The following is an 18,072-nucleotide window of genomic DNA, read 5'->3' as shown; positions in this document are numbered from 1 at the left end:
GGCAGGGTTATTTTTTGGTAAAAGACAGTAAAAATAAAGATAATAAAATGAGATAGATGATATGACCACACCGACTTATACCGACATTTTATCTGTGGTGGCAGACGATTTTGCCATCATGGATAAGCAAGTTTTTGGGTCACTTAATTCAAAAGTACGCCTCGTCATGCAGGTATCAAAACATGTGATTGATGCAGGTGGTAAGCGTATGCGACCACTGATTACGCTATTGACTGCCAGAATGCTTGATGACAAGTATAATCAACAAGCCTTGGAGTTGGGGGCGATTACTGAGATGCTCCACACAGCAACGCTGGTGCATGACGATGTGATAGATGAATCTGGATTAAGACGAGGCAGGCCAACTGCTAACGCCACTTGGAATAACGCTACCGCTGTTTTGGTTGGGGATTATCTGATTGCTCGTTCGTTCAATCTTTTGGTAGGCTTTGATAATATGGCATTGTTAAAAGTGTTTTCGGACGGTACTTGTGATATTGCTGAAGGTGAGGTACTACAATTACAACACCAATATAACATTGAGACCACCGAAGATGACTACTTACAGATCATTGATGGCAAAACTTCTCGCCTATTTATGATGGCAACCAAAGGTGCGGCACTATTGCAAGGCAGAGATGAATTGCTTGAAGATTTGGGTGTGTTTGGCCATCATTTTGGCAATGCTTTTCAGATGATTGATGATGTGTTGGATTTTGTGGGTGATGTTGAATTTATGGGTAAGAACCTAGGCGATGATTTGGCCGAGGGTAAGCCCACTTTGCCAATCATTAAGACCTTAGAGATTTTAAAGAATTCTAGCCCTGCTGATTATGATAAGTTAAGAGTCGCCGTACAAACAGGCAAAACCGACAATGCAGGCGAGCTGATTGATTTGGTCAGGTCGTCAGGTGCGTTGGATTATTGTAAGCAGCGTGCCTTGAATGAAGCAAAAGCTGCTCAGATTGCACTTGCACATTTACCTGATAATAAATACCGCCATGCACTATACCAACTGACCGAACTGGCAATCAGTCGCTTATTATGATTTCTCTGCCCTTGTTTGATGATGTTGTTTTATTTTAATGTAATAAAATACCATGAATTTTCAAGTCTTATATCAAAAAGCCCCCATAACCTTACTATTTATTTTGAGTTTTGTTGGGTTTATGCTGTATCAATTAACCCAAGGTGTGAGTCTTGATAATCCAAGTTCAAAAGACTTAATATCTTTTGGGGCGAATTTTTTACCTTTAACATTAATGGGTGAGCCGTGGCGTCTGTTGCAGAGTGTCTTTTTGCACATAGGCCTGATTCATCTTTTGTTCAATGGCTTTGCAATGTATTATTTTGGGCAGGTGGTTGAGCAAATCATTGGAAAATCATCATTTTTATTGGTGTTTTTGCTGTCGGCAGTTGGTGGTAATTTGCTGAATTTATTCATCACTTGGCAGGGTGTATTAAATGGTGGTGTAGTTGGTCTTTCAGCAGGTGCATCAGGAGGCATCATGGGACTTGGGGCATTTTTGTTGATGCTTGCTGGACTAAAAACACCAACTGTGTTTATTTTAAATACCAAGAACTTGGCGATGGTCATGACGCTAAATCTGATCATGGGTTTTGCGATTGCTGGTATTGATAATGCAGCACATATTGGTGGTATGCTTGTGGGCTTATGCCTTGGTTTGGTGATGAGTTTGGTACTAAAAAACAGATTGTCAAAGATGATGTTTTGGGTGGTGTCGACGCTTTTGGTGCTAGGATTTGTGCTGACTTGGTGGCATTTGCATACCCAACTACTGATGTATGTAGGTGGTGTAGGTTTGGTTTGATTTTGTTAACAGTATCATCTTCCTTGCGTCATCAAATATGGTGGATAAATTCATATAAACCAACTTCATTACTACTGTCGCTCATGACCCCAATGACGGCTTGAACTTTGTTGTCGTGATAACGCCAATCTCCCAAAACTAATCGTTTCTTGCCATGAATATGGTGGTGTACAGCAGGGCGATGTGTATGTCCGTGTATGATGACATCGCAATTTTTTAAGGTTTTTTCCGCTGCTTTCGTGTTGACATCCATGATATCAATTGGTTTTTGAATTTTGCTTTTTTTGGATTTATTTTTAATTTTTTGAGCAAGTTGGCGACGACTGGCTAGAGGCTGTTTTAATAACAACCAAGAGACCATAGGATTTCGGATGGCTTTGCGATAATATTGATAGTGTTTGTCATCGGTGCAGAGCCCATCTCCATGTTCCAATCGATAAAGTTTGTGGTTGTTTTGATCGGTTTGACTATTTAGATAGTATGGTTCTTTGATCAGCTGAGCGTCAATTATATGACAAAGCCCTTGACGAATGGTAAAATCACGATTGCCATGCATGATGTGGATTTTTATTTTATTTGATATTTTTTTTAAAGATTGTAAAATGGGCGTTAGCCAGTGCTTGCTCTTTTCATCATCGGATAAGGTTAAATAATCATCATCACCAATCCAAGCATCCAACCAATCACCCAAAATGTATAAGCTTTCTAATTTTGGTAAAATTGATAGCTGTTTGATGAATGCCAAAAACGCTTGATTAATGGCAGGTGTACTGTCTGAAAGGTGTAAATCAGCGATAAAAACCATACGAATGTCTTTGGGGTTTTTAGCCAGAAAATGAATGAAGTTTTGCATGGTAAGGTAAAAAGACCATCTGTGCCGAACTTATTAACCGATTAGAAGTGGCAATTTTTGCTTATTGTGATGATACCATCAGATAAAAATGAATATTTTGGTGTATGCCAGATCATTTTTTTGTAAAAGCGGAGGTAAAAATATTTTACCTCCGCTTTAATATGTCTTGATGGTATCTATCAATTATTTTGAGATGACTTTGGCAGAGTGAATCACAATCGGTGTGGTAGGTACATCGCTGTGATAGCCATGTTGTCCAGTTGGTACGCTTTTGATTTGGTTAACCACATCCATGCCGTCAGTTACTTTACCAAATACAGCATAGCCCCAGCCTTGTGGTGTTGGGCTGGTATGATTTAAAAAGCTGTTATCTTGTACATTAATAAAAAACTGTGCAGTTGCTGAATGTGGGTCGTTAGTACGAGCCATGGCGATGGTACCAACATCATTTGACAGACCGTTGTCCGCTTCGTTCATGATTGGTGTGCCCGTGCGTTTTTCGTTCATGTCCGCATACATACCACCGCCTTGAATCATAAAGCCATCAATCACACGGTGAAAAATCGTGCCGTCATAATGACCACTTTCAACATAGTCAAGAAAGTTTGCAACCGTAATTGGGGCTTTTTCTTGATCTAATTCAATCACAATCGCGCCATGCGTGGTGTCAAATTGTACAATTGGTGTGCTCATAAATATTCCTTATTAGTTGAATAATTGAAGGTTGAAAATAGAACAGTGGCATTATAGCATTATAATGGCATTTATGGCAATTTTTTATCAAAAATCGGTCTGTTATTGGGGGTGAAAAATAAAATATTACGAATAATTAAGCACTTAAAAATATTTGCTCAAACTTTGATTTGAAAAACACACCAATTCATCAATTTATGGCAAAATTATGCTAAAATGAGGTAATATTAATCCCTTGACTTATTAAAATGGAAGATTTATGACTGATTCTACTCCCACTTCTTTTGAAAAAAACGATTTTATCCGTCAGATTATCCGTGATGACTTAGCATTTGGCAAATATGACGGCGTCGTTACACGCTTTCCACCAGAGCCAAATGGATTTTTGCATATCGGTCATGTCAAATCTATTTGCCTAAATTTTGGTGTGGCAAAGGAATTTAATGGTTTGTGTAATTTGCGTTTTGATGACACCAATCCTACCGCTGAAAAGCAAGATTATGTTAATGGTATTAAGGCAGATGTTGAATGGCTCGGCTTTACATGGAATGGCGATGTGCGTTACGCATCACATTATTTTGACCAGCTGTATGAGTGGGCAGTACAGCTCATCAAGCAGGGCGATGCTTATGTGGACTTTCAAACGCCAGAGCAAATTCGTGAGCACCGTGGTGGCTTTGGTAAGCCATCAGTGGAGTCGCCCCAAAGAAATGCTACGATTGAGGAAAATTTGACTCGTTTTGAAGACATGAAAAACGGTAAATATCAAGAAGGCGAGGCGGTTTTGCGTGCCAAAATTGACATGAATCATGCCAATATGAATATGCGAGATCCTGTTATTTATCGTGTGATGCATGCCTATCATCATCAGACGGGCGATAAATGGTGTATTTATCCAATGTATGATTATGCACACCCCTTGTCAGACGCTATTGAGAACATCACACATTCTTTGTGCACGCTAGAATTTGAAGACCATCGCCCTTTTTATGATTGGGTAATTGATAAAATTGGTTTTGAACGTCCACCGCATCAATATGAATTTAGTCGGTTGAATATTGACCATACGCTGACTTCTAAGCGTAAGTTGAAACGCCTTGTAGATATGGGCGTGGTTTCTGGTTGGGACGATCCACGCATGCCAACAGTAGCAGGCATGAGACGCCGTGGCTATCCTGCGGCAGGATTGCGTGATTTTTGTGAACGAGTGGGCATCTCTAAGGCTGATGGTGTGGTGGATTTTCGTCAGTTGGAGTTTAGTGTACGCAATTCTTTGGAAAATACTACTGCTCGAGGCATGGCGGTATTGCGTCCTTTAAAAGTGACTATTGTCAACTTTGATGAGGCAGTGGCGGATTTTGAAACTTTGAAAAAACAAACCGTTAAAGCTCGCCTAAACGATGGCGTACTGTGGCTGACTCAGCCTAAACACCCGACCGTGGATATGGGCGAGCGTGAGATTCCGTTCACTAAAGAAATTTACATTGATAAGACTGACTTTGAAATCAATCCGCCAGCAGGCTACAAGCGTTTATCTCCAGAAAATAAAGAGATTCGCTTGCGTAATAGCTATGTTTTAAAAATTGAAGAATATATTGTTGATGAAAATGGTGAGGTGATTGAGCTGATTGCTACCATCGATCCCAAAACTTTGGGTAACAACCCAGAGGGGCGTAAAGTTAAAGGTGTGATTCATTGGGTATCGGCCAGTCATGGTGTAGATGCGGTGGTGCGTATGTATCAACACCTACTGCTTGAAGATGATGAGATTAATGATGAGGCAACTTTGCACGAAAAAGACATGGTAGATGCTGATACTGATGCTGATACCTTATGGATTAAACAACACATCAACCCAAATTCTCTGACTGTCTATCATGCGGTGGTTGAGCCATCATTGGCTAACGTATCTGCTGGCGATAAATTCCAGTTTGAGCGTGAGAGCTACTTTGTGGCAGACAGCGTAGAATTTACCAAAGATTTACCTGTGTATAATCAAATCGTTGGCTTAAAAGATGGCTTTTGATTTAAATTGAGTTAAAAAACCGCAAGCAATCAGTTTGCGGTTTTTTAGTTTTTATTCTATTTTAAAAAGCTTAGGATGAACAAATTTAAAAACATAAAAAACAGCGTGTAGCTGATGCGTAAAAGTCGTAAATATGATAAAAATATGATAAAGTAGTCATTTAAAAAAAGCATAAAAGAGATGATTGATGAAAATTTTGTTAGCCAATCCACGGGGTTTTTGTGCTGGTGTGGATAGAGCCATTGCTATTGTGAATGAAGCACTCAACCGATTTGACCCACCGATTTATGTGCGACACGAGGTGGTGCATAATAGATTTGTGGTAGAAGATCTTGCCAGTCGTGGGGCGGTGTTTGTAGAGGAACTTCACGAAGTGCCTGATGGGTCGATTGTGATTTTCTCAGCACATGGCGTATCTAAGGCGGTAGAGAACGAGGCAGCCAGTCGTGATTTGACGGTGTTTGACGCCACTTGTCCACTTGTTACCAAAGTTCATATTGAAGTGGGGAAATTTGCCAAAGAAGGCATGAATGCCATTTTGATTGGGCACGCTGGGCACCCAGAGGTGGAAGGAACGATGGGTCGGTTTGATACAAGTTTGGGTGGTCGTATCCACTTGGTTGAGGATTCGGCTGATGTGGCAAACTTAGAATTTGATGAAGATACACAACTTGCCTTTGTAACTCAAACGACGCTGTCAATTGATGATACGGCTGTAGTGATTGATGCTTTAAAAGATAAATTTCCTAAAATCAACGCTCCGCGTAAAGATGATATTTGTTACGCCACCCAAAATCGCCAAGATGCGGTGAAGTCTTTGGCAAAAAATTGTGATGTTGTGTTGGTTGTGGGTAGTCCCAACTCCTCTAATTCCAATCGCTTAAGAGAGCTTGCCCAAAGGCTTGGGGCAAGGGCATATTTGATTGATAATGCCAGCCAAATGGATAAAGCTTGGTTTGATGATGTGCATTGCGTGGGTGTAACCGCAGGTGCGTCTGCACCAGAGATTCTGATACAAGAGGTGCTAGATACTTTGCAAGCATGGGGAGCAGATGAGCCACAAGAAATCAGTGGTATTGAAGAAAATGTTACTTTTAGCCTGCCAAAATCTTTGCGTGTATAAAAACAAGATTTATCAGACATAATGATTGATAAAACCATTTAAAAAAAAACTTACAACAAACAGAAATAAATTAATATGATGACGAAGCTTAATTTATCGCCACGATTTACAGGCAAGATTGATGAGAGTTTGGTGCAACAATTTGGCTCACACACACTTGCCCGAGTGTTTTTGGCGCGTGGTGTGTGTGATGTCTCTATGTTGGACACTCAGGTGGGCAGTTTATTGCCAGCGGGGGACTTGGCGGGACTAGAAGAGGCAGCAAGGCTGATTGATGAAGCGATTGATGATAAGCGTATTTTAATTATTGGCGATTTTGACTGCGATGGGGCGACATCAACTGCTTTGATGGTGCGTTGTCTAAAAGAAATGGGTGCTGATGTTAATTTTCTTGTGCCTGACCGTTTTAAGTTTGGCTATGGTCTGACCCCTGAAATTGTTGCTTTTGGTGCAAAAGAATTTAATCCAGAGGTTATTATCACGGTGGATAATGGTATTTCTAGTCATGAAGGCGTGGCGTGTGCTAAGGAGTTGGGCATTGAGGTCATCATTACCGACCACCATTTGACCACAAAACCATCACCTGAAGCGGCGGCGGTTGTCAATCCCAATCAGCAAGGTTGTAATTTTGGCAGTAAGTCCTTAGTTGGTGTGGGGGTGGCTTTTTATGTGATGGGGCGTGTGGCCCGCATTCGTAAACAGGCTGGAAAACTTAGCACAAGTGTTGCCAAATATCTTGATTTAGTTGCACTTGGTACAGTCGCTGATGTGGGTGTGCTTGATCAGAATAATCGTATTTTGGTAACGCATGGGGTTAATGCCATTCGTCATGGACGAGCTTGTCATGGCGTGCTTGCCATCCTTGAACAGTCTGGACGTGATCATGAGAAAATCAGTAGTAATGATTTAGGATTTGCGATTGCTCCACGCATTAATGCTGCAGGACGCATGGATAATATGCGTACAGGTGTAGAATGCTTGCTTGCAGATGATTGGAGTACGGCACATACGCTTGCTCTTGAACTTAATAAACTCAACCATTCTCGTAGAGCAATTGAGACACAAATGCGAGATGAGGCGAATCAGATCATTCAAGAGCTTCATCTAAATCCCGATAATCAGAGTGGTCTACCACGCTCAATCATTCTACATCAAGACAATTGGCATCAGGGAGTTATTGGCATCGTAGCAGGGCGTATCAAAGAGCGTCTGTATCGCCCTACCATTGTCTTTGCTCCTGCTGATGGAGATAAAACCGATGACGATGATTTTATTAAAGGTTCGGCTCGCTCTATTTCAGGTGTGCATATCCGTGATGCCATTGAGGCGGTGGCGATTGCTCATCCGCATTTGATTACTCATTTTGGTGGCCATGCGATGGCGGCGGGTTTGACCATTCATAAGCGTCATTTTGATGAGTTTAAAACAGCTTTTTTAAAAGTGATGGAAGATTTTGATGAAATGGTGTTTAATGAAGAGTATTTTACAGACGGTGAATTATCTGCAGAGGATTTTAGCCTAAGCTTTGCTTATGAGCTCAAAAACATCAGCGTCTGGGGTAATGGCTTTGCACCACCGAGCTTTGATGGGGTGTTTGAAGTGTTGAACTTTCGTGTGATGAAAGATAAGCATTTAAAACTGACTTTACGCTCGCCAAAGGTTCAGTATCCGATTGATGCGATTTGGTTTAATTATGATGAGAAAAAGTGGGATTATCGTGCCAGTTGTATACATATTCTGTATGCTTTGGAGATTAACGAGTGGCAGGGTAGTCAAAGTTTGCAACTGGTCATCAAAGATTTGGCAGTTAATCAAGTAGCGCCGATGGTTTTACCTATGTAAATCATGTAGATTGATAAAAATAAGTACATCACGGCAGTCATTGTCAATGGTTTTGCTTGATCGTGATATTTGTTCATATGACTGTTCATATGATCTAAAATGTGCTTATAATCTTGATTTTAGATTGGTCTTTTTTGTGGGCTATTGGCTTTCATTTAAGAACAAGTTTGATATTTTTTTAAGCCTAAGCTTAAATTTATTATAAAATAAAAAAAGCCCTTTTTTTAAAAGGGCTTTTTAAAATATGGCTCCCCAACCTGGGCTCGAACCAGGGACACACGGATTAACAGTCCGATGCTCTACCGACTGAGCTATTGGGGAATGGTAATTCTTTAAATTATCGGTTCATTTAAAGAATGGTGGGTCGTGCAGGATTCGAACCTGCGACCAATTGATTAAAAGTCAACTGCTCTACCAACTGAGCTAACGACCCAATTTGTTTGTGTTGCGTATTATACTAGATAATTTCAACTTTGCAAGTATTTTTTAAAAAAATCATACTTTAATTATTAGGATAAGTGGTGGGTCGTGCAGGATTCGAACCTGCGACCAATTGATTAAAAGTCAACTGCTCTACCAACTGAGCTAACGACCCTTATCGCTAATGTGGTGCGTATTATACAGGATATTTTTAAGTTTGCAAGCATTTTTTTGATTTTTATGACAAAAAACTTATTGGCTAAAAAATACAATCTCGTTATTTCTATGGTCGTTGCATTGCATCATTTTATTTAAGATGAGTGGTTGGTTGATGGTGATGTATTAGTACTGGTCAAGACGCAAAGCTCTGGCATTACACATAGACAAGATAAGTTGTTGTAGCAAATGCCATACATTACTGTCTTTGACGCCTTTAATGCTTTTGTCAATCTCAAATATGGCCATGCTCCACCCTTGGCTGATGATACTTGGGGTGCGATGAACGGCATTCATGTACAGTGATGTTTTGTTACGCCAAATACCAAGCTCTTGTGGGGTTTTTCCTGCGTGGATCTGTGTAATCAGCCGTGCATCTTTATTTAAAGTCCATAAAATAATACTTGGGGCAGTGTCGGTATTTTTTAAATGAGTTAGAATTTGTAAGGCTTTTTGGGTGTTGCCCATCAAAATGCTGTCAGATAAATCAAATACACTAAATTCTGCACCATCAACCAAACAGGTGAGTAGCTGTTCATCATTGATGGGGGTGTTTGGATAAAGTAGGGATAATCGCCATAGGTTTTGATGTGCGGTCAGTAGGTTGTTTTCGGTGTGGGCAAGGAGTAATTGCCAAGCGTCTGTGCTTAATGTGATTGCTAACTGATTGGCTTGGATTTGCAACAACTCACGACGCATTGATTCGTCATAAATATTGCCATCAATAATGAGTCCGTACTTATCAAAAATACCAATCGCTTTGGTAGAAAGTGATTTTTTATCTTGTTTGGGTAGGCACCACAGTAGGTGATGTGGTGTGTCTTTGCCAATGCGTTCAAGGGCAGAGAGTATGTCGGATTTGCTGGTTTTGTCATTTTTGGGTTTGTGATTGCCAGTTACGATGATGACGCTGCTATCACCAAACAAGCTTAGACTATCAAGTTCAATGATGACCTCTGACCATGAACTGTGGCTGGTCAAATCTATGCGTTTGATGGTTTGTTCATTTGCTGTCCAAATTGGACGACAAGCATCAATCAGCCATTGTGCAATCAGTGGCTCATCAGAATGCACCAACCAAAACCCTGTGATTGGTGGCCCATTTTGTGTGTTAAGTAGCTGATTGAACAATGGCAAAAAGCGTTGTTGCATGATGTGATTTAACCCTTGGTTTGAGTTTTATGTCTTGGCCTTAGCATGGTATTGCTCAGCGATGCGTTGGGCAAGATGGTCGTATAGCCAAGTTTTAATTTTTTCACCTTGTTGATCAAGTGTTATGATGCTTGCCTCATTGTATTGGTAGCTTTGTTCAACTTGCACAGGCATATGAAAAGTCTGCCTGCCCAGTGTATGACTGACATCTGCCGATAAGACAACGCGTACTTCGGTCAGTGTGCCGACCAATTTATAGCGACGAAATTGCAGATTGTCAATCTTAATACTGTTGTCGGCATTTGCTTGATGAGTGATATGCAAAGATTGCAAATGCTTGATTAATGGTTGTTTTAAGGCAAGATAATTCTGATGGTCTTGTAGAACTATTGTTGTGGTGGTATAGGCAGGGTTTGGCTGGGTTGTGGCTGTGTTACGCAGGGTAAAGCCACAACCGCCAAGGTTTGTCATTGTTACCATGATGACTGCCAGTGTTAGTGCTTTTTTCATCAAAGCATTCCTAAGATTAAGCTGTAACAACGAAATTGACCAGCTTATTTGGCACGACGATGGCTTTTTTAATCTCACCAGTTAGGAATTTGTCCACACCGTCAGCCTGTTTGGCAAGAGTAATTAAGCCATCGTTATCTAGGCCTGTTGCCACTTCCATCTGTCCACGCACCTTACCGTTTACTTGCACAACCATGATGACGGTGTCGTTGGTTAATGCTTCTTGATCAAGACTTGGGAAAATGATATTGCGGCTGTCCATACCAAGTTGTTCAAGTAAATATTCACCTGCGTGCGGTGCGTATAGGGCAAACATACAAAGTAGGGCTTTGATGGCCTCGTGTTTTACCGCCAAATCCTGAGCGTCTTTTACTTCAAAGCTGGCAATTTCATTGGTCAATTCCATCAGCGATGACACTGGCGTGTTTAGTGCCAAATGCTCCCCTAGGCTAACATCAATCTTGGCAATCGTCTCGTGTGTCTTGCGGCGTAAGTCTTTGCTGGTTTTATTAAGCTTATCTTGATTGATGGTAAGACTTTTGGTATCCACGCCTTGAATGGCAATGAGGTGCTCGCCAACGATACGCCATACTTTTTTGACAAAATTGTGTGGGCCTTTTAGGGCAGAGTCTGACCACTCAAGTGTCTGATCGGCAGGTGCGGTGAACAGTGTGTAAAGACGCACGGTATCTGCCCCATACTCATTAATGATGGTTTGAGGGTCAACGCCATTGTTTTTGGATTTACTCATCTTCTCAATTTTACCAATCACGACAGGCTTGCCATCTGCAATTAAAGTTGCTGTGCTATTTTCTACGCTGACTTCGTGTGGGAAATAGTAGGTTTTTGAGCCGTCATTATTGGCACGGTAGAATGTGCCAGCCAAGACCATGCCCTGAGCCAACAAATTGGTGAATGGCTCATTGCCACCAACCAAGCCTTCATCACGCATGACTTTATGAAAAAATCGAGCATACAATAAGTGTAGTACGGCGTGTTCAACACCGCCAACATACTGATCAACTGCCAGCCATTTATTTGCACCAGCACGGCCGACCATTTGCGTGTCATCGTGTGGTGTGGTAAAACGCTGTGCATACCAGCTAGATTCAACAAAGGTATCAAAAGTATCGGTTTCTCGTTCGGCAGGCTGGCCACATTTTGGACAGGTGCAGTTTAGAAACTCTGGCATATTTTTTAGTGGGTTGCCACGACCATCAGGCACAACATCAGTTGGTAATACCACAGGCAAATCTGCTTCATCAACAGGCACATTGCCACAATAAGAGCAATTAACCATCGGAATTGGACAGCCCCAATAACGCTGACGGCTGACACCCCAATCACGCAAGCGATATTGGGTGGTGATTTTGCCATTATCGCCCAACAGCTCAGCAATTTTAGCTGTGGCATCAGCCTTGTTTAGACCGTCAAGTTCGCCAGAATTGATACATACACCATTTTCTTTGTCAGCATACCATTCTTGCCATACTTTGTCATCGTAGGTTTGATTTTGTATATGAATGACTGGGCGGATTGGTAGGTTGTATTTATTGGCAAATTCAAAATCACGCTCATCATGTGCAGGCACTGCCATTACAGCACCAGAGCCATAGCTCATCAGTACATAGTTGGCCACCCATACAGGCACGCTTTGTCCTGTGATTGGGTGAATGGCACTAATGCCTGTGTCCATGCCAGTTTTTTCAGCTTTGGCAAGGTCAGCTTCAGCAACCGAGCCTTGTTTGCATTCGGTGCAAAATTGGGCAATGGAGGGGTTGTTGCGTGCGGCATATTGAGCTAATGGGTGTTCGGCGGCAATCGCCAAATAAGTTACCCCCATCAAGGTATCAGGGCGGGTGGTAAAAACGGTCAGTTTGTCCGCTTTTCCATCAATTTCATAAGCAAAATCAAGCTCCATGCCATGACTTTTACCAATCCAGTTGTGTTGCATGGATAAAACCTGCTTTGGCCATTTGCCTTCTAAGGTTTTTAAATCTTCAAGCAGTTCATCTGCATAGTCTGTAATTTTAAAGTAGTACATGGGAATGTCTCGTTTTTCAACGACCGCCCCAGAACGCCAACCACGACCATCTACGACTTGTTCATTAGCCAATACGGTATTATCCACAGGGTCCCAATTCACGGTTGCAAGCTTTTTGTAAACCAGACCTTTTTTGTACAGTTGCAAAAATAGCCATTGTTCCCATTTGTAGTATTCTGGCGTGCAAGTAGCAAACTCACGAGACCAATCAATTGATAAGCCCAGCGATTTTAATTGCTCTCGCATGTTATCAATATTGGCAAGAGTCCATTGAGCAGGGGCGACATTGTTGGCGATGGCGGCATTTTCGGCAGGCAAACCAAAAGCGTCCCAACCCATAGGTTGCATGACATCATAGCCTTTTTGTCGATAATAACGGCTTAGTACATCAGTGATGGCATAGTTACGCACATGACCCATATGGAGCTTACCACTTGGATAAGGAAACATTGACAGCATATAGCGAGTGGGTTTGCCATTATCGTTATTGTCGGTATGGTAGCGTTTGTCAGCTTCCCATTTGGCTTGTTGGGCTTGTTCGATGGCACTAAAATTATAATCTTGCAACATGGTAATCTCAAAATCTAAAATAAAAATAGGAAAATTTAACAGGTTATTATAGCTGATTTTTGCTATAATTTGCCAATATTTTTAAAATCAGTTTTAAGAATTTGGAGAAATTTTATGTTAATGATTTATGGCATCAAAAACTGCAACACCATGAAAAAAGCTTTTGATTTTTTGAATGATAAAGGCGTGGCGTTTGAATTTTTTGATTACAAAAAGGCGGTATTAGACCAAGCTGATTTTGTAAAATTTATGGCAACTTTTGGTGAAAAAGTAATCAATCGTCAAGGCATGACTTATCGTAAATTGGACGGTGAATCAAAGATGGTGTTAAACGGTGGTGATGTTTGTGCGATGTATGAGGTCATCAAAGATGCTCAAAGTGTGTTAAAACGCCCAATTGTTATGGGTGAGAATGTGGCACTGATTGGGTTTGATGAATGTGAGTGGGCAAAGCAATTAGGGCTTAATTTAGGGCTAAATTAAGCCCAACAGAGCTAATTTCTTTTTTTAGGTTAACTGGCTTATTATTAGCTTAGGTGAATCCGTCATTTAAAGCAAAGCAAGGTGTAGAGTATGCCCAGCACCGTACTTTGCTTTGAAAGGTGATCAGATTGTCAGCTTTGTCTTAAAATCTGCGTACCCACCCCTTCATCGGTAAAAATTTCTAGTAAGCACGCGTGTGGCACTCGACCGTCTACAATGGTGGCACTTCTAAGCCCTGCTTTGACCGCATCTAATGCCCCTGCGATTTTTGGTATCATGCCACCACTAATTGTACCATCACTGATGAGGTTATCTACATCAATAGGTGATAGGGTGGTTAGGACATTGCCTTGCTTGTCCAACACGCCTTTGATGTTGGTCAGTAGCAACAAGCGCTCAGCATTCAAAAATTCTGCCACACGACTGGCCACCAAATCAGCATTGATATTATAAGTTTCGCCTGCTTCGTCCACGCCTAAAGGAGCGATCACAGGAATAAAATCGCTGTGAATGAGCATATTGATAACATCGGTATTGATGTTTGCCACCTCACCCACAAAACCCAAATCAATAGGGTTACCATTTTTATCATTCATAACAAGCTTGGCAGCGGTGATGAGATTGGCATCTTTACCTGTCAGGCCGATTGCTTTACCGCCATGCTTATTGATGAGATTAACAATCGATTTATTAACACTACCACCAAGCACCATTTCCACCACTTCCATTGTGGCCTTGTCGGTTACTCGCATGCCATCTATGCGGTCGGATTCTTGATTGAGCTTGCCAAGTAGGTCATCTACCTGCGGACCACCACCATGCACCACCACAGGGTGAATGCCAACTGTTTTGAGTAGGACGATATCACGAGCAAATGAACTTTCAAGCACAGGGTCGGTCATGGCGTTACCACCATACTTAACAACAATGAGTTTATCTTTGTATTTTTGAATGTAGGGCAGGGCGGTTGTGATGACCTCTGAGATATGCTTGGCTTCATCTAATGTTAAAGATTTATTTTGCATGATTATTCCTTTAAATTTGAACTATTTTTTTGTATCATTTTTTAAAAAATGATTTGCCCTATTATTTTACCCCAGAGCTACCAAATCCACCTGCTCCACGCTCGCTTTTGTCGCTAAATTCTGCGACGATGTCAAAGTCAGGACGCATCACGGGCACGACCACATATTGAGCCATGCGTTCAGCAGGGTTTAAAGTAAAATCAGTCTTACTGCGATTCCACACCGACACCATCAGTTCGCCTTGATAGTCTGCATCAATCAAGCCAACCAGATTGCCCAATACAATGCCATGCTTATGCCCAAGTCCAGAACGGGGTAAAATCAGCCCTGCAAAATTAGGATTGGCGATGTAGATGGCAATCCCTGTACCAATAAGCTGGGTTTCACCAGCTTTGATGGTGATTGGTTTATCTATACACGCTCTAAGATCTATGCCTGCCGAGCCGTCTGTGGCTCGTGTGGGTAGAGGAAAATTTGGGTCTGTACCAATTTTTGGATTAAGAATTTTGATTTGTACGCTGTTCATAGACTCGCCTTTTATAAATGATAGGTTTGATAAAATGTATCTTTGTGATGGATTATAACCGATTTTTATGAGTTAAAAAAAGACAAATTCTGTATTTTGATATTTTGCTGGTCATATTTTCTTGTGGTTTTTATAACTTCTTATAACAAAAGGTAAAAAGTTTAATAAAGTTGTTCGTGATCACAAGCATTTTGTTTGGTAAAATCCTGTCTTTGCGTTACAATAAATGCCTAAATTAATTTGATTTTTATTGCTGGGATTATTCATGTTATTAAGGGCGATATTGGTGGTATTTGCTTGCTTATTTTTGGGGCAGGTAATTATTATGGCGTTAGATTTGCCTTTGCCAGCAAGTGTGATTGGGCTGTTGATTTTATTTTTATCATTGCAATTTGGCATTGTTAAATTACAAACGATGGAAAAACTTGCCAAAATTCTGCTTGACCATCTGGTGCTGTTGGTCATTCCTGCGTGTATTTCTATCATGCAATATCTTGATGTGATTGCTGGTGATTTGTGGGTATTGATTTTATCAACGGTAATGAGTACATTTTTGGTTTTGGTTGTTACTGCCAAAAGCCATGAGTGGTTTAGAAAACTACAAAAGTTACAATCATCAGCAAGCACAAAAGGCGAATAATATGAGCGATTTGTCGATACCAATGCAATTGGCTGAGATTAAAAGCAGTCCGTTTTTGCTATTATTTGTCATGATTGGTGCATTTGAATTGACAGTTTGGTTGCGTCAAAAATTAAAACAACCACTCATCAACCCTACACTTTTTACAACAGTGCTGGTGATTGGTTTTTTGAGTGTTTTTGACATTGCTTGGGGGGATTTTGAGAAAGCCAGTGCTTATTTAAGTTTTTGGTTGCAACCTGTGGTGGTGTGTATGGCGATTCCGCTATATGTACAGTGGCAAAAAATCCGTGTGCAATGGTTGCCTATTGTTGCATCACAAATCATCGGCTCTGTAGTTGGCGTGGTTTCTGGTGTGTGGCTGGTGCAGGCCATGGGCGGTAGCATGGAGGCAACAATAGCGATTGCTGCTAAGTCTGTTACCATGCCGATAGCAATCGAGGTTACAGATGTGCTAGGTGGCGTGATTGGTATTAGTGCAGCGACGGTACTGATGGCAGGCGTGGCAGGGCAAATCATGGGAGTGTATGTCATGCATAAAGCACGCATTCGTCGTGAGATTTCACAAGGGCTATCGCTGGGTACAGCATCGCACGCACTAGGTACAGCCAGAGCCATGCAAATGGGAACTCGTCATGTGGCATATGCAACAGTGGGTTTGATTTTAAATGGTATTTTGACAGCATTTTTAGCCCCGATCATTGTTCCACTGCTGCTTTAAGGCTGTTTTTTTATTTTAAGCTGTTTTTAGTCAAATTGCCATAAAATTTTAAAACCTGCCTTAAAGTCTGTCTTTGAAAGACTAAAAAGCTCAAAGGTTGATTGTGGGTTAGGGTGAGGGTAAAAAAAGAGTAGTTAAACTAAGCACTACTATTACTGGCATTAAGTTACTGGATTAAGTGTTCAACGCTTACCATCAATGAGATGATGAATGCATGACAGACATTTGTACCTTGTATTTTTAGCAGAAAATTGCTACAATAACGACAATCTTATCCATATCCGTCTTGCCAAATGGTTGTTTGGCAGGATTTTTTGTACTTGTTTGTACTTATGTTATTTGATGTAACATAGGGCTTTGGATTGGAATAAAAGTTAATTTTTGAACTGTAAAAATTGTCAATAAAAAAGGAATACTTATGCAACGCTATCCGATGACACCAGAAGGTCATGCCGCTTTAGAAGCAGAGCTAAAACAGCTCAAAACCATTGATCGCCCACGCATCACCAACGCCATCGCCGAAGCACGCGAGCATGGTGATTTAAAAGAAAACGCTGAATATCATGCCGCTCGTGAACAGCAGGGGCTGTGTGAAGCACGCATTCGTGATATTGAAGCCAAATTAGCTGGTGCACAGGTCATTGATCCTGCCAAGCTAAACCAAGACGGTCGTGTGGTGTTTGGTGTTACCGCTGTACTTGAGAATATAGATGATGGTAAGCAATGTCGTTACAAGATTGTTGGTGATGATGAAGCCGACTTTAAAACAGGTAAAATTTCGGTCAATTCACCGATTGCTCGTGGCTTGATTGGTAAATCTGAGGGTGATGAAGCCAAAATTCAAACACCCAGCGGTCTTGTTGAGTTTGAAATTTTAGAAGTGCTTTATACTTAATACTTTAAAAGACTTAAAGCAAGCTCAAAATATAAAAAAAGAGTTAAAAATGAAACATCTACATTTGCTGATGGCGTTTTTTACGCTGTTAATATTTGCTTATCAGGCGGTGTTTGTTGTCAGTGGCAAGCAGTTAATCTTATCTCGTACTTTTAAAGGCATTAATCATTTGGTTTATCTGTTACTTGTGAGCAGTGGCTTGATGTTATTTTGGCAGCTTACCCAAGTGGCAGGCCTACAGCATTGGGTAATTGCTAAATTAGTGTTGCTGATTGTTGCGATATCTGCCAATGTCAAAGCATTGCGTCCAGCCAGCACAATTGGTCAATCTAAGGCGGGTATGCTTATTGCAGCAATCGCTTATGTGGGTGTGATTATATTGGCATTGACCAAACCAGTGCTTGGATAAAGAAATCTAGATCTTAACAAAGTAGATGATGGTATTTAATTAAGCGTTGATTTAAAAGTTATTATTATCAATAATCATCGATTGTTTTGATT

Annotated in this window: 17 protein-coding genes and 3 tRNA genes; 10 read left to right on the top strand and 10 right to left on the bottom strand. The window is 41.0% G+C overall.

Translation table 11 applies throughout. The features are described 5' to 3' along the window. Positions 1–61: 61 nt before the first annotated feature. Together R0123_RS03240 and R0123_RS03235 are read left to right on the top strand one after the other, a co-directional pair. A complete protein-coding gene (locus R0123_RS03240; protein ID WP_323841817.1) occupies positions 62–1,048 on the top strand; it encodes a polyprenyl synthetase family protein in 987 nt (328 codons plus the stop codon). A 52-nt stretch (positions 1,049–1,100) separates the two neighbouring features. Continuing rightward, on the top strand, positions 1,101–1,832 hold the full coding sequence (locus R0123_RS03235) for a rhomboid family intramembrane serine protease (protein ID WP_323841818.1): 732 nt from the start codon (positions 1,101–1,103) through the stop codon (positions 1,830–1,832). A gap of 31 nt (positions 1,833–1,863) precedes the next feature. On the opposite strand, the gene R0123_RS03230 is transcribed toward R0123_RS03235, so the two are convergent. Next, positions 1,864–2,685, bottom strand: a complete 822-nt coding sequence (locus R0123_RS03230) for a UDP-2,3-diacylglucosamine diphosphatase (protein WP_323843088.1) — start codon at positions 2,683–2,685, stop codon at positions 1,864–1,866. A 183-nt stretch (positions 2,686–2,868) separates the two neighbouring features. Then, positions 2,869–3,378: a peptidylprolyl isomerase gene (locus R0123_RS03225; protein WP_416381504.1), complete on the bottom strand. Its 510-nt coding sequence runs from the start codon at positions 3,376–3,378 to the stop codon at positions 2,869–2,871. A gap of 259 nt (positions 3,379–3,637) precedes the next feature. Here R0123_RS03225 and R0123_RS03220 point away from each other — a divergent pair, with 259 nt between their 5' ends. From R0123_RS03220 to recJ, 3 genes are all read left to right on the top strand, one after another. Continuing rightward, positions 3,638–5,404, top strand: coding sequence for a glutamine--tRNA ligase/YqeY domain fusion protein (locus R0123_RS03220; protein WP_323843087.1), 1,767 nt, complete (start codon positions 3,638–3,640; stop codon positions 5,402–5,404). 187 nt (positions 5,405–5,591) lie between these two features. Beyond that, a complete protein-coding gene (ispH, locus tag R0123_RS03215; protein WP_323843086.1) occupies positions 5,592–6,527 on the top strand; it encodes a 4-hydroxy-3-methylbut-2-enyl diphosphate reductase in 936 nt (311 codons plus the stop codon). A 75-nt stretch (positions 6,528–6,602) separates the two neighbouring features. Continuing rightward, positions 6,603–8,369, top strand: coding sequence for a single-stranded-DNA-specific exonuclease RecJ (gene recJ / locus R0123_RS03210; protein ID WP_323841822.1), 1,767 nt, complete (start codon positions 6,603–6,605; stop codon positions 8,367–8,369). 245 nt (positions 8,370–8,614) lie between these two features. Here recJ and R0123_RS03205 read toward each other — a convergent pair. From R0123_RS03205 to leuS, 6 genes are all read right to left on the bottom strand, one after another. Continuing rightward, a tRNA-Asn gene (locus tag R0123_RS03205) sits at positions 8,615–8,690 on the bottom strand. Between the two features lie 36 nt (positions 8,691–8,726). Continuing rightward, a tRNA-Lys gene (locus R0123_RS03200) sits at positions 8,727–8,802 on the bottom strand. 86 nt (positions 8,803–8,888) lie between these two features. Beyond that, positions 8,889–8,964, bottom strand: a tRNA-Lys gene (locus R0123_RS03195). A 167-nt stretch (positions 8,965–9,131) separates the two neighbouring features. Further along, positions 9,132–10,157 carry a DNA polymerase III subunit delta gene (gene holA, locus R0123_RS03190; RefSeq protein ID WP_323841823.1) on the bottom strand — a complete coding sequence of 342 codons (1,026 nt, stop codon included), beginning with the start codon at positions 10,155–10,157 and terminating at the stop codon, positions 9,132–9,134. Between the two features lie 27 nt (positions 10,158–10,184). After that, a complete protein-coding gene (locus R0123_RS03185; RefSeq protein WP_323841824.1) occupies positions 10,185–10,667 on the bottom strand; it encodes a hypothetical protein in 483 nt (160 codons plus the stop codon). A gap of 16 nt (positions 10,668–10,683) precedes the next feature. Continuing rightward, entirely contained in the window at positions 10,684–13,281 is a 2,598-nt protein-coding gene (gene leuS, locus R0123_RS03180; RefSeq protein ID WP_323843085.1) for a leucine--tRNA ligase, read from the bottom strand. 114 nt (positions 13,282–13,395) lie between these two features. Between leuS and R0123_RS03175 the strand changes: the two genes are divergently transcribed. Beyond that, the gene (locus R0123_RS03175; RefSeq protein ID WP_323843084.1) at positions 13,396–13,764 is read left to right on the top strand and encodes an ArsC/Spx/MgsR family protein; all 369 of its coding nucleotides are present in this window, start codon (positions 13,396–13,398) and stop codon (positions 13,762–13,764) included. Positions 13,765–13,895: 131 nt separating this feature from the next. On the opposite strand, the gene argB is transcribed toward R0123_RS03175, so the two are convergent. Together argB and dut are read right to left on the bottom strand one after the other, a co-directional pair. Continuing rightward, a complete protein-coding gene (argB, locus tag R0123_RS03170; RefSeq protein WP_323843083.1) occupies positions 13,896–14,789 on the bottom strand; it encodes an acetylglutamate kinase in 894 nt (297 codons plus the stop codon). A gap of 61 nt (positions 14,790–14,850) precedes the next feature. Next, positions 14,851–15,315 (bottom strand): dUTP diphosphatase, encoded by a 465-nt coding sequence (dut, locus tag R0123_RS03165; protein WP_323843082.1) that lies wholly within the window; start codon positions 15,313–15,315, stop codon positions 14,851–14,853. 265 nt (positions 15,316–15,580) lie between these two features. Between dut and R0123_RS03160 the strand changes: the two genes are divergently transcribed. The 4 genes from R0123_RS03160 to R0123_RS03145 all read left to right on the top strand — a co-directional run bounded on the left by R0123_RS03160 (position 15,581) and on the right by R0123_RS03145 (position 17,980). Beyond that, entirely contained in the window at positions 15,581–15,955 is a 375-nt protein-coding gene (locus tag R0123_RS03160) for a CidA/LrgA family protein (protein WP_323843081.1), read from the top strand. Between the two features lies 1 nt (position 15,956). Next, positions 15,957–16,676, top strand: a complete 720-nt coding sequence (locus tag R0123_RS03155; RefSeq protein WP_323841830.1) for an LrgB family protein — start codon at positions 15,957–15,959, stop codon at positions 16,674–16,676. Positions 16,677–17,094: 418 nt separating this feature from the next. Next, a complete protein-coding gene (greA, locus tag R0123_RS03150) occupies positions 17,095–17,571 on the top strand; it encodes a transcription elongation factor GreA (protein WP_323841831.1) in 477 nt (158 codons plus the stop codon). Positions 17,572–17,620: 49 nt separating this feature from the next. Then, complete coding sequence (locus R0123_RS03145) at positions 17,621–17,980, top strand: SirB2 family protein (protein ID WP_323843080.1); 360 nt, start codon at positions 17,621–17,623, stop codon at positions 17,978–17,980. Positions 17,981–18,072 lie beyond the last annotated feature (92 nt).

This window comes from Moraxella sp. Pampa (genome assembly GCF_035181385.1).
Classification (GTDB): Bacteria; Pseudomonadota; Gammaproteobacteria; order Pseudomonadales; family Moraxellaceae; genus Moraxella.
The sequence above is the reverse complement of the archived record's forward strand: the minus strand, read 5'-3'. Positions and strand labels throughout refer to the sequence as shown.

Coding starts and splice junctions, on each gene's coding strand:
- R0123_RS03240 (WP_323841817.1), top strand. CDS start 62: ATGACCACACCGACTTATACCGACATTTTATCTGTGGTGGCAGACGAT.
- R0123_RS03235 (WP_323841818.1), top strand. CDS start 1,101: ATGAATTTTCAAGTCTTATATCAAAAAGCCCCCATAACCTTACTATTT.
- R0123_RS03230 (WP_323843088.1), bottom strand. CDS start 2,685: ATGCAAAACTTCATTCATTTTCTGGCTAAAAACCCCAAAGACATTCGT.
- R0123_RS03225 (WP_416381504.1), bottom strand. CDS start 3,378: ATGAGCACACCAATTGTACAATTTGACACCACGCATGGCGCGATTGTG.
- R0123_RS03220 (WP_323843087.1), top strand. CDS start 3,638: ATGACTGATTCTACTCCCACTTCTTTTGAAAAAAACGATTTTATCCGT.
- ispH (WP_323843086.1), top strand. CDS start 5,592: ATGAAAATTTTGTTAGCCAATCCACGGGGTTTTTGTGCTGGTGTGGAT.
- recJ (WP_323841822.1), top strand. CDS start 6,603: ATGATGACGAAGCTTAATTTATCGCCACGATTTACAGGCAAGATTGAT.
- holA (WP_323841823.1), bottom strand. CDS start 10,157: ATGCAACAACGCTTTTTGCCATTGTTCAATCAGCTACTTAACACACAA.
- R0123_RS03185 (WP_323841824.1), bottom strand. CDS start 10,667: ATGAAAAAAGCACTAACACTGGCAGTCATCATGGTAACAATGACAAAC.
- leuS (WP_323843085.1), bottom strand. CDS start 13,281: ATGTTGCAAGATTATAATTTTAGTGCCATCGAACAAGCCCAACAAGCC.
- R0123_RS03175 (WP_323843084.1), top strand. CDS start 13,396: ATGTTAATGATTTATGGCATCAAAAACTGCAACACCATGAAAAAAGCT.
- argB (WP_323843083.1), bottom strand. CDS start 14,789: ATGCAAAATAAATCTTTAACATTAGATGAAGCCAAGCATATCTCAGAG.
- dut (WP_323843082.1), bottom strand. CDS start 15,315: ATGAACAGCGTACAAATCAAAATTCTTAATCCAAAAATTGGTACAGAC.
- R0123_RS03160 (WP_323843081.1), top strand. CDS start 15,581: ATGTTATTAAGGGCGATATTGGTGGTATTTGCTTGCTTATTTTTGGGG.
- R0123_RS03155 (WP_323841830.1), top strand. CDS start 15,957: ATGAGCGATTTGTCGATACCAATGCAATTGGCTGAGATTAAAAGCAGT.
- greA (WP_323841831.1), top strand. CDS start 17,095: ATGCAACGCTATCCGATGACACCAGAAGGTCATGCCGCTTTAGAAGCA.
- R0123_RS03145 (WP_323843080.1), top strand. CDS start 17,621: ATGAAACATCTACATTTGCTGATGGCGTTTTTTACGCTGTTAATATTT.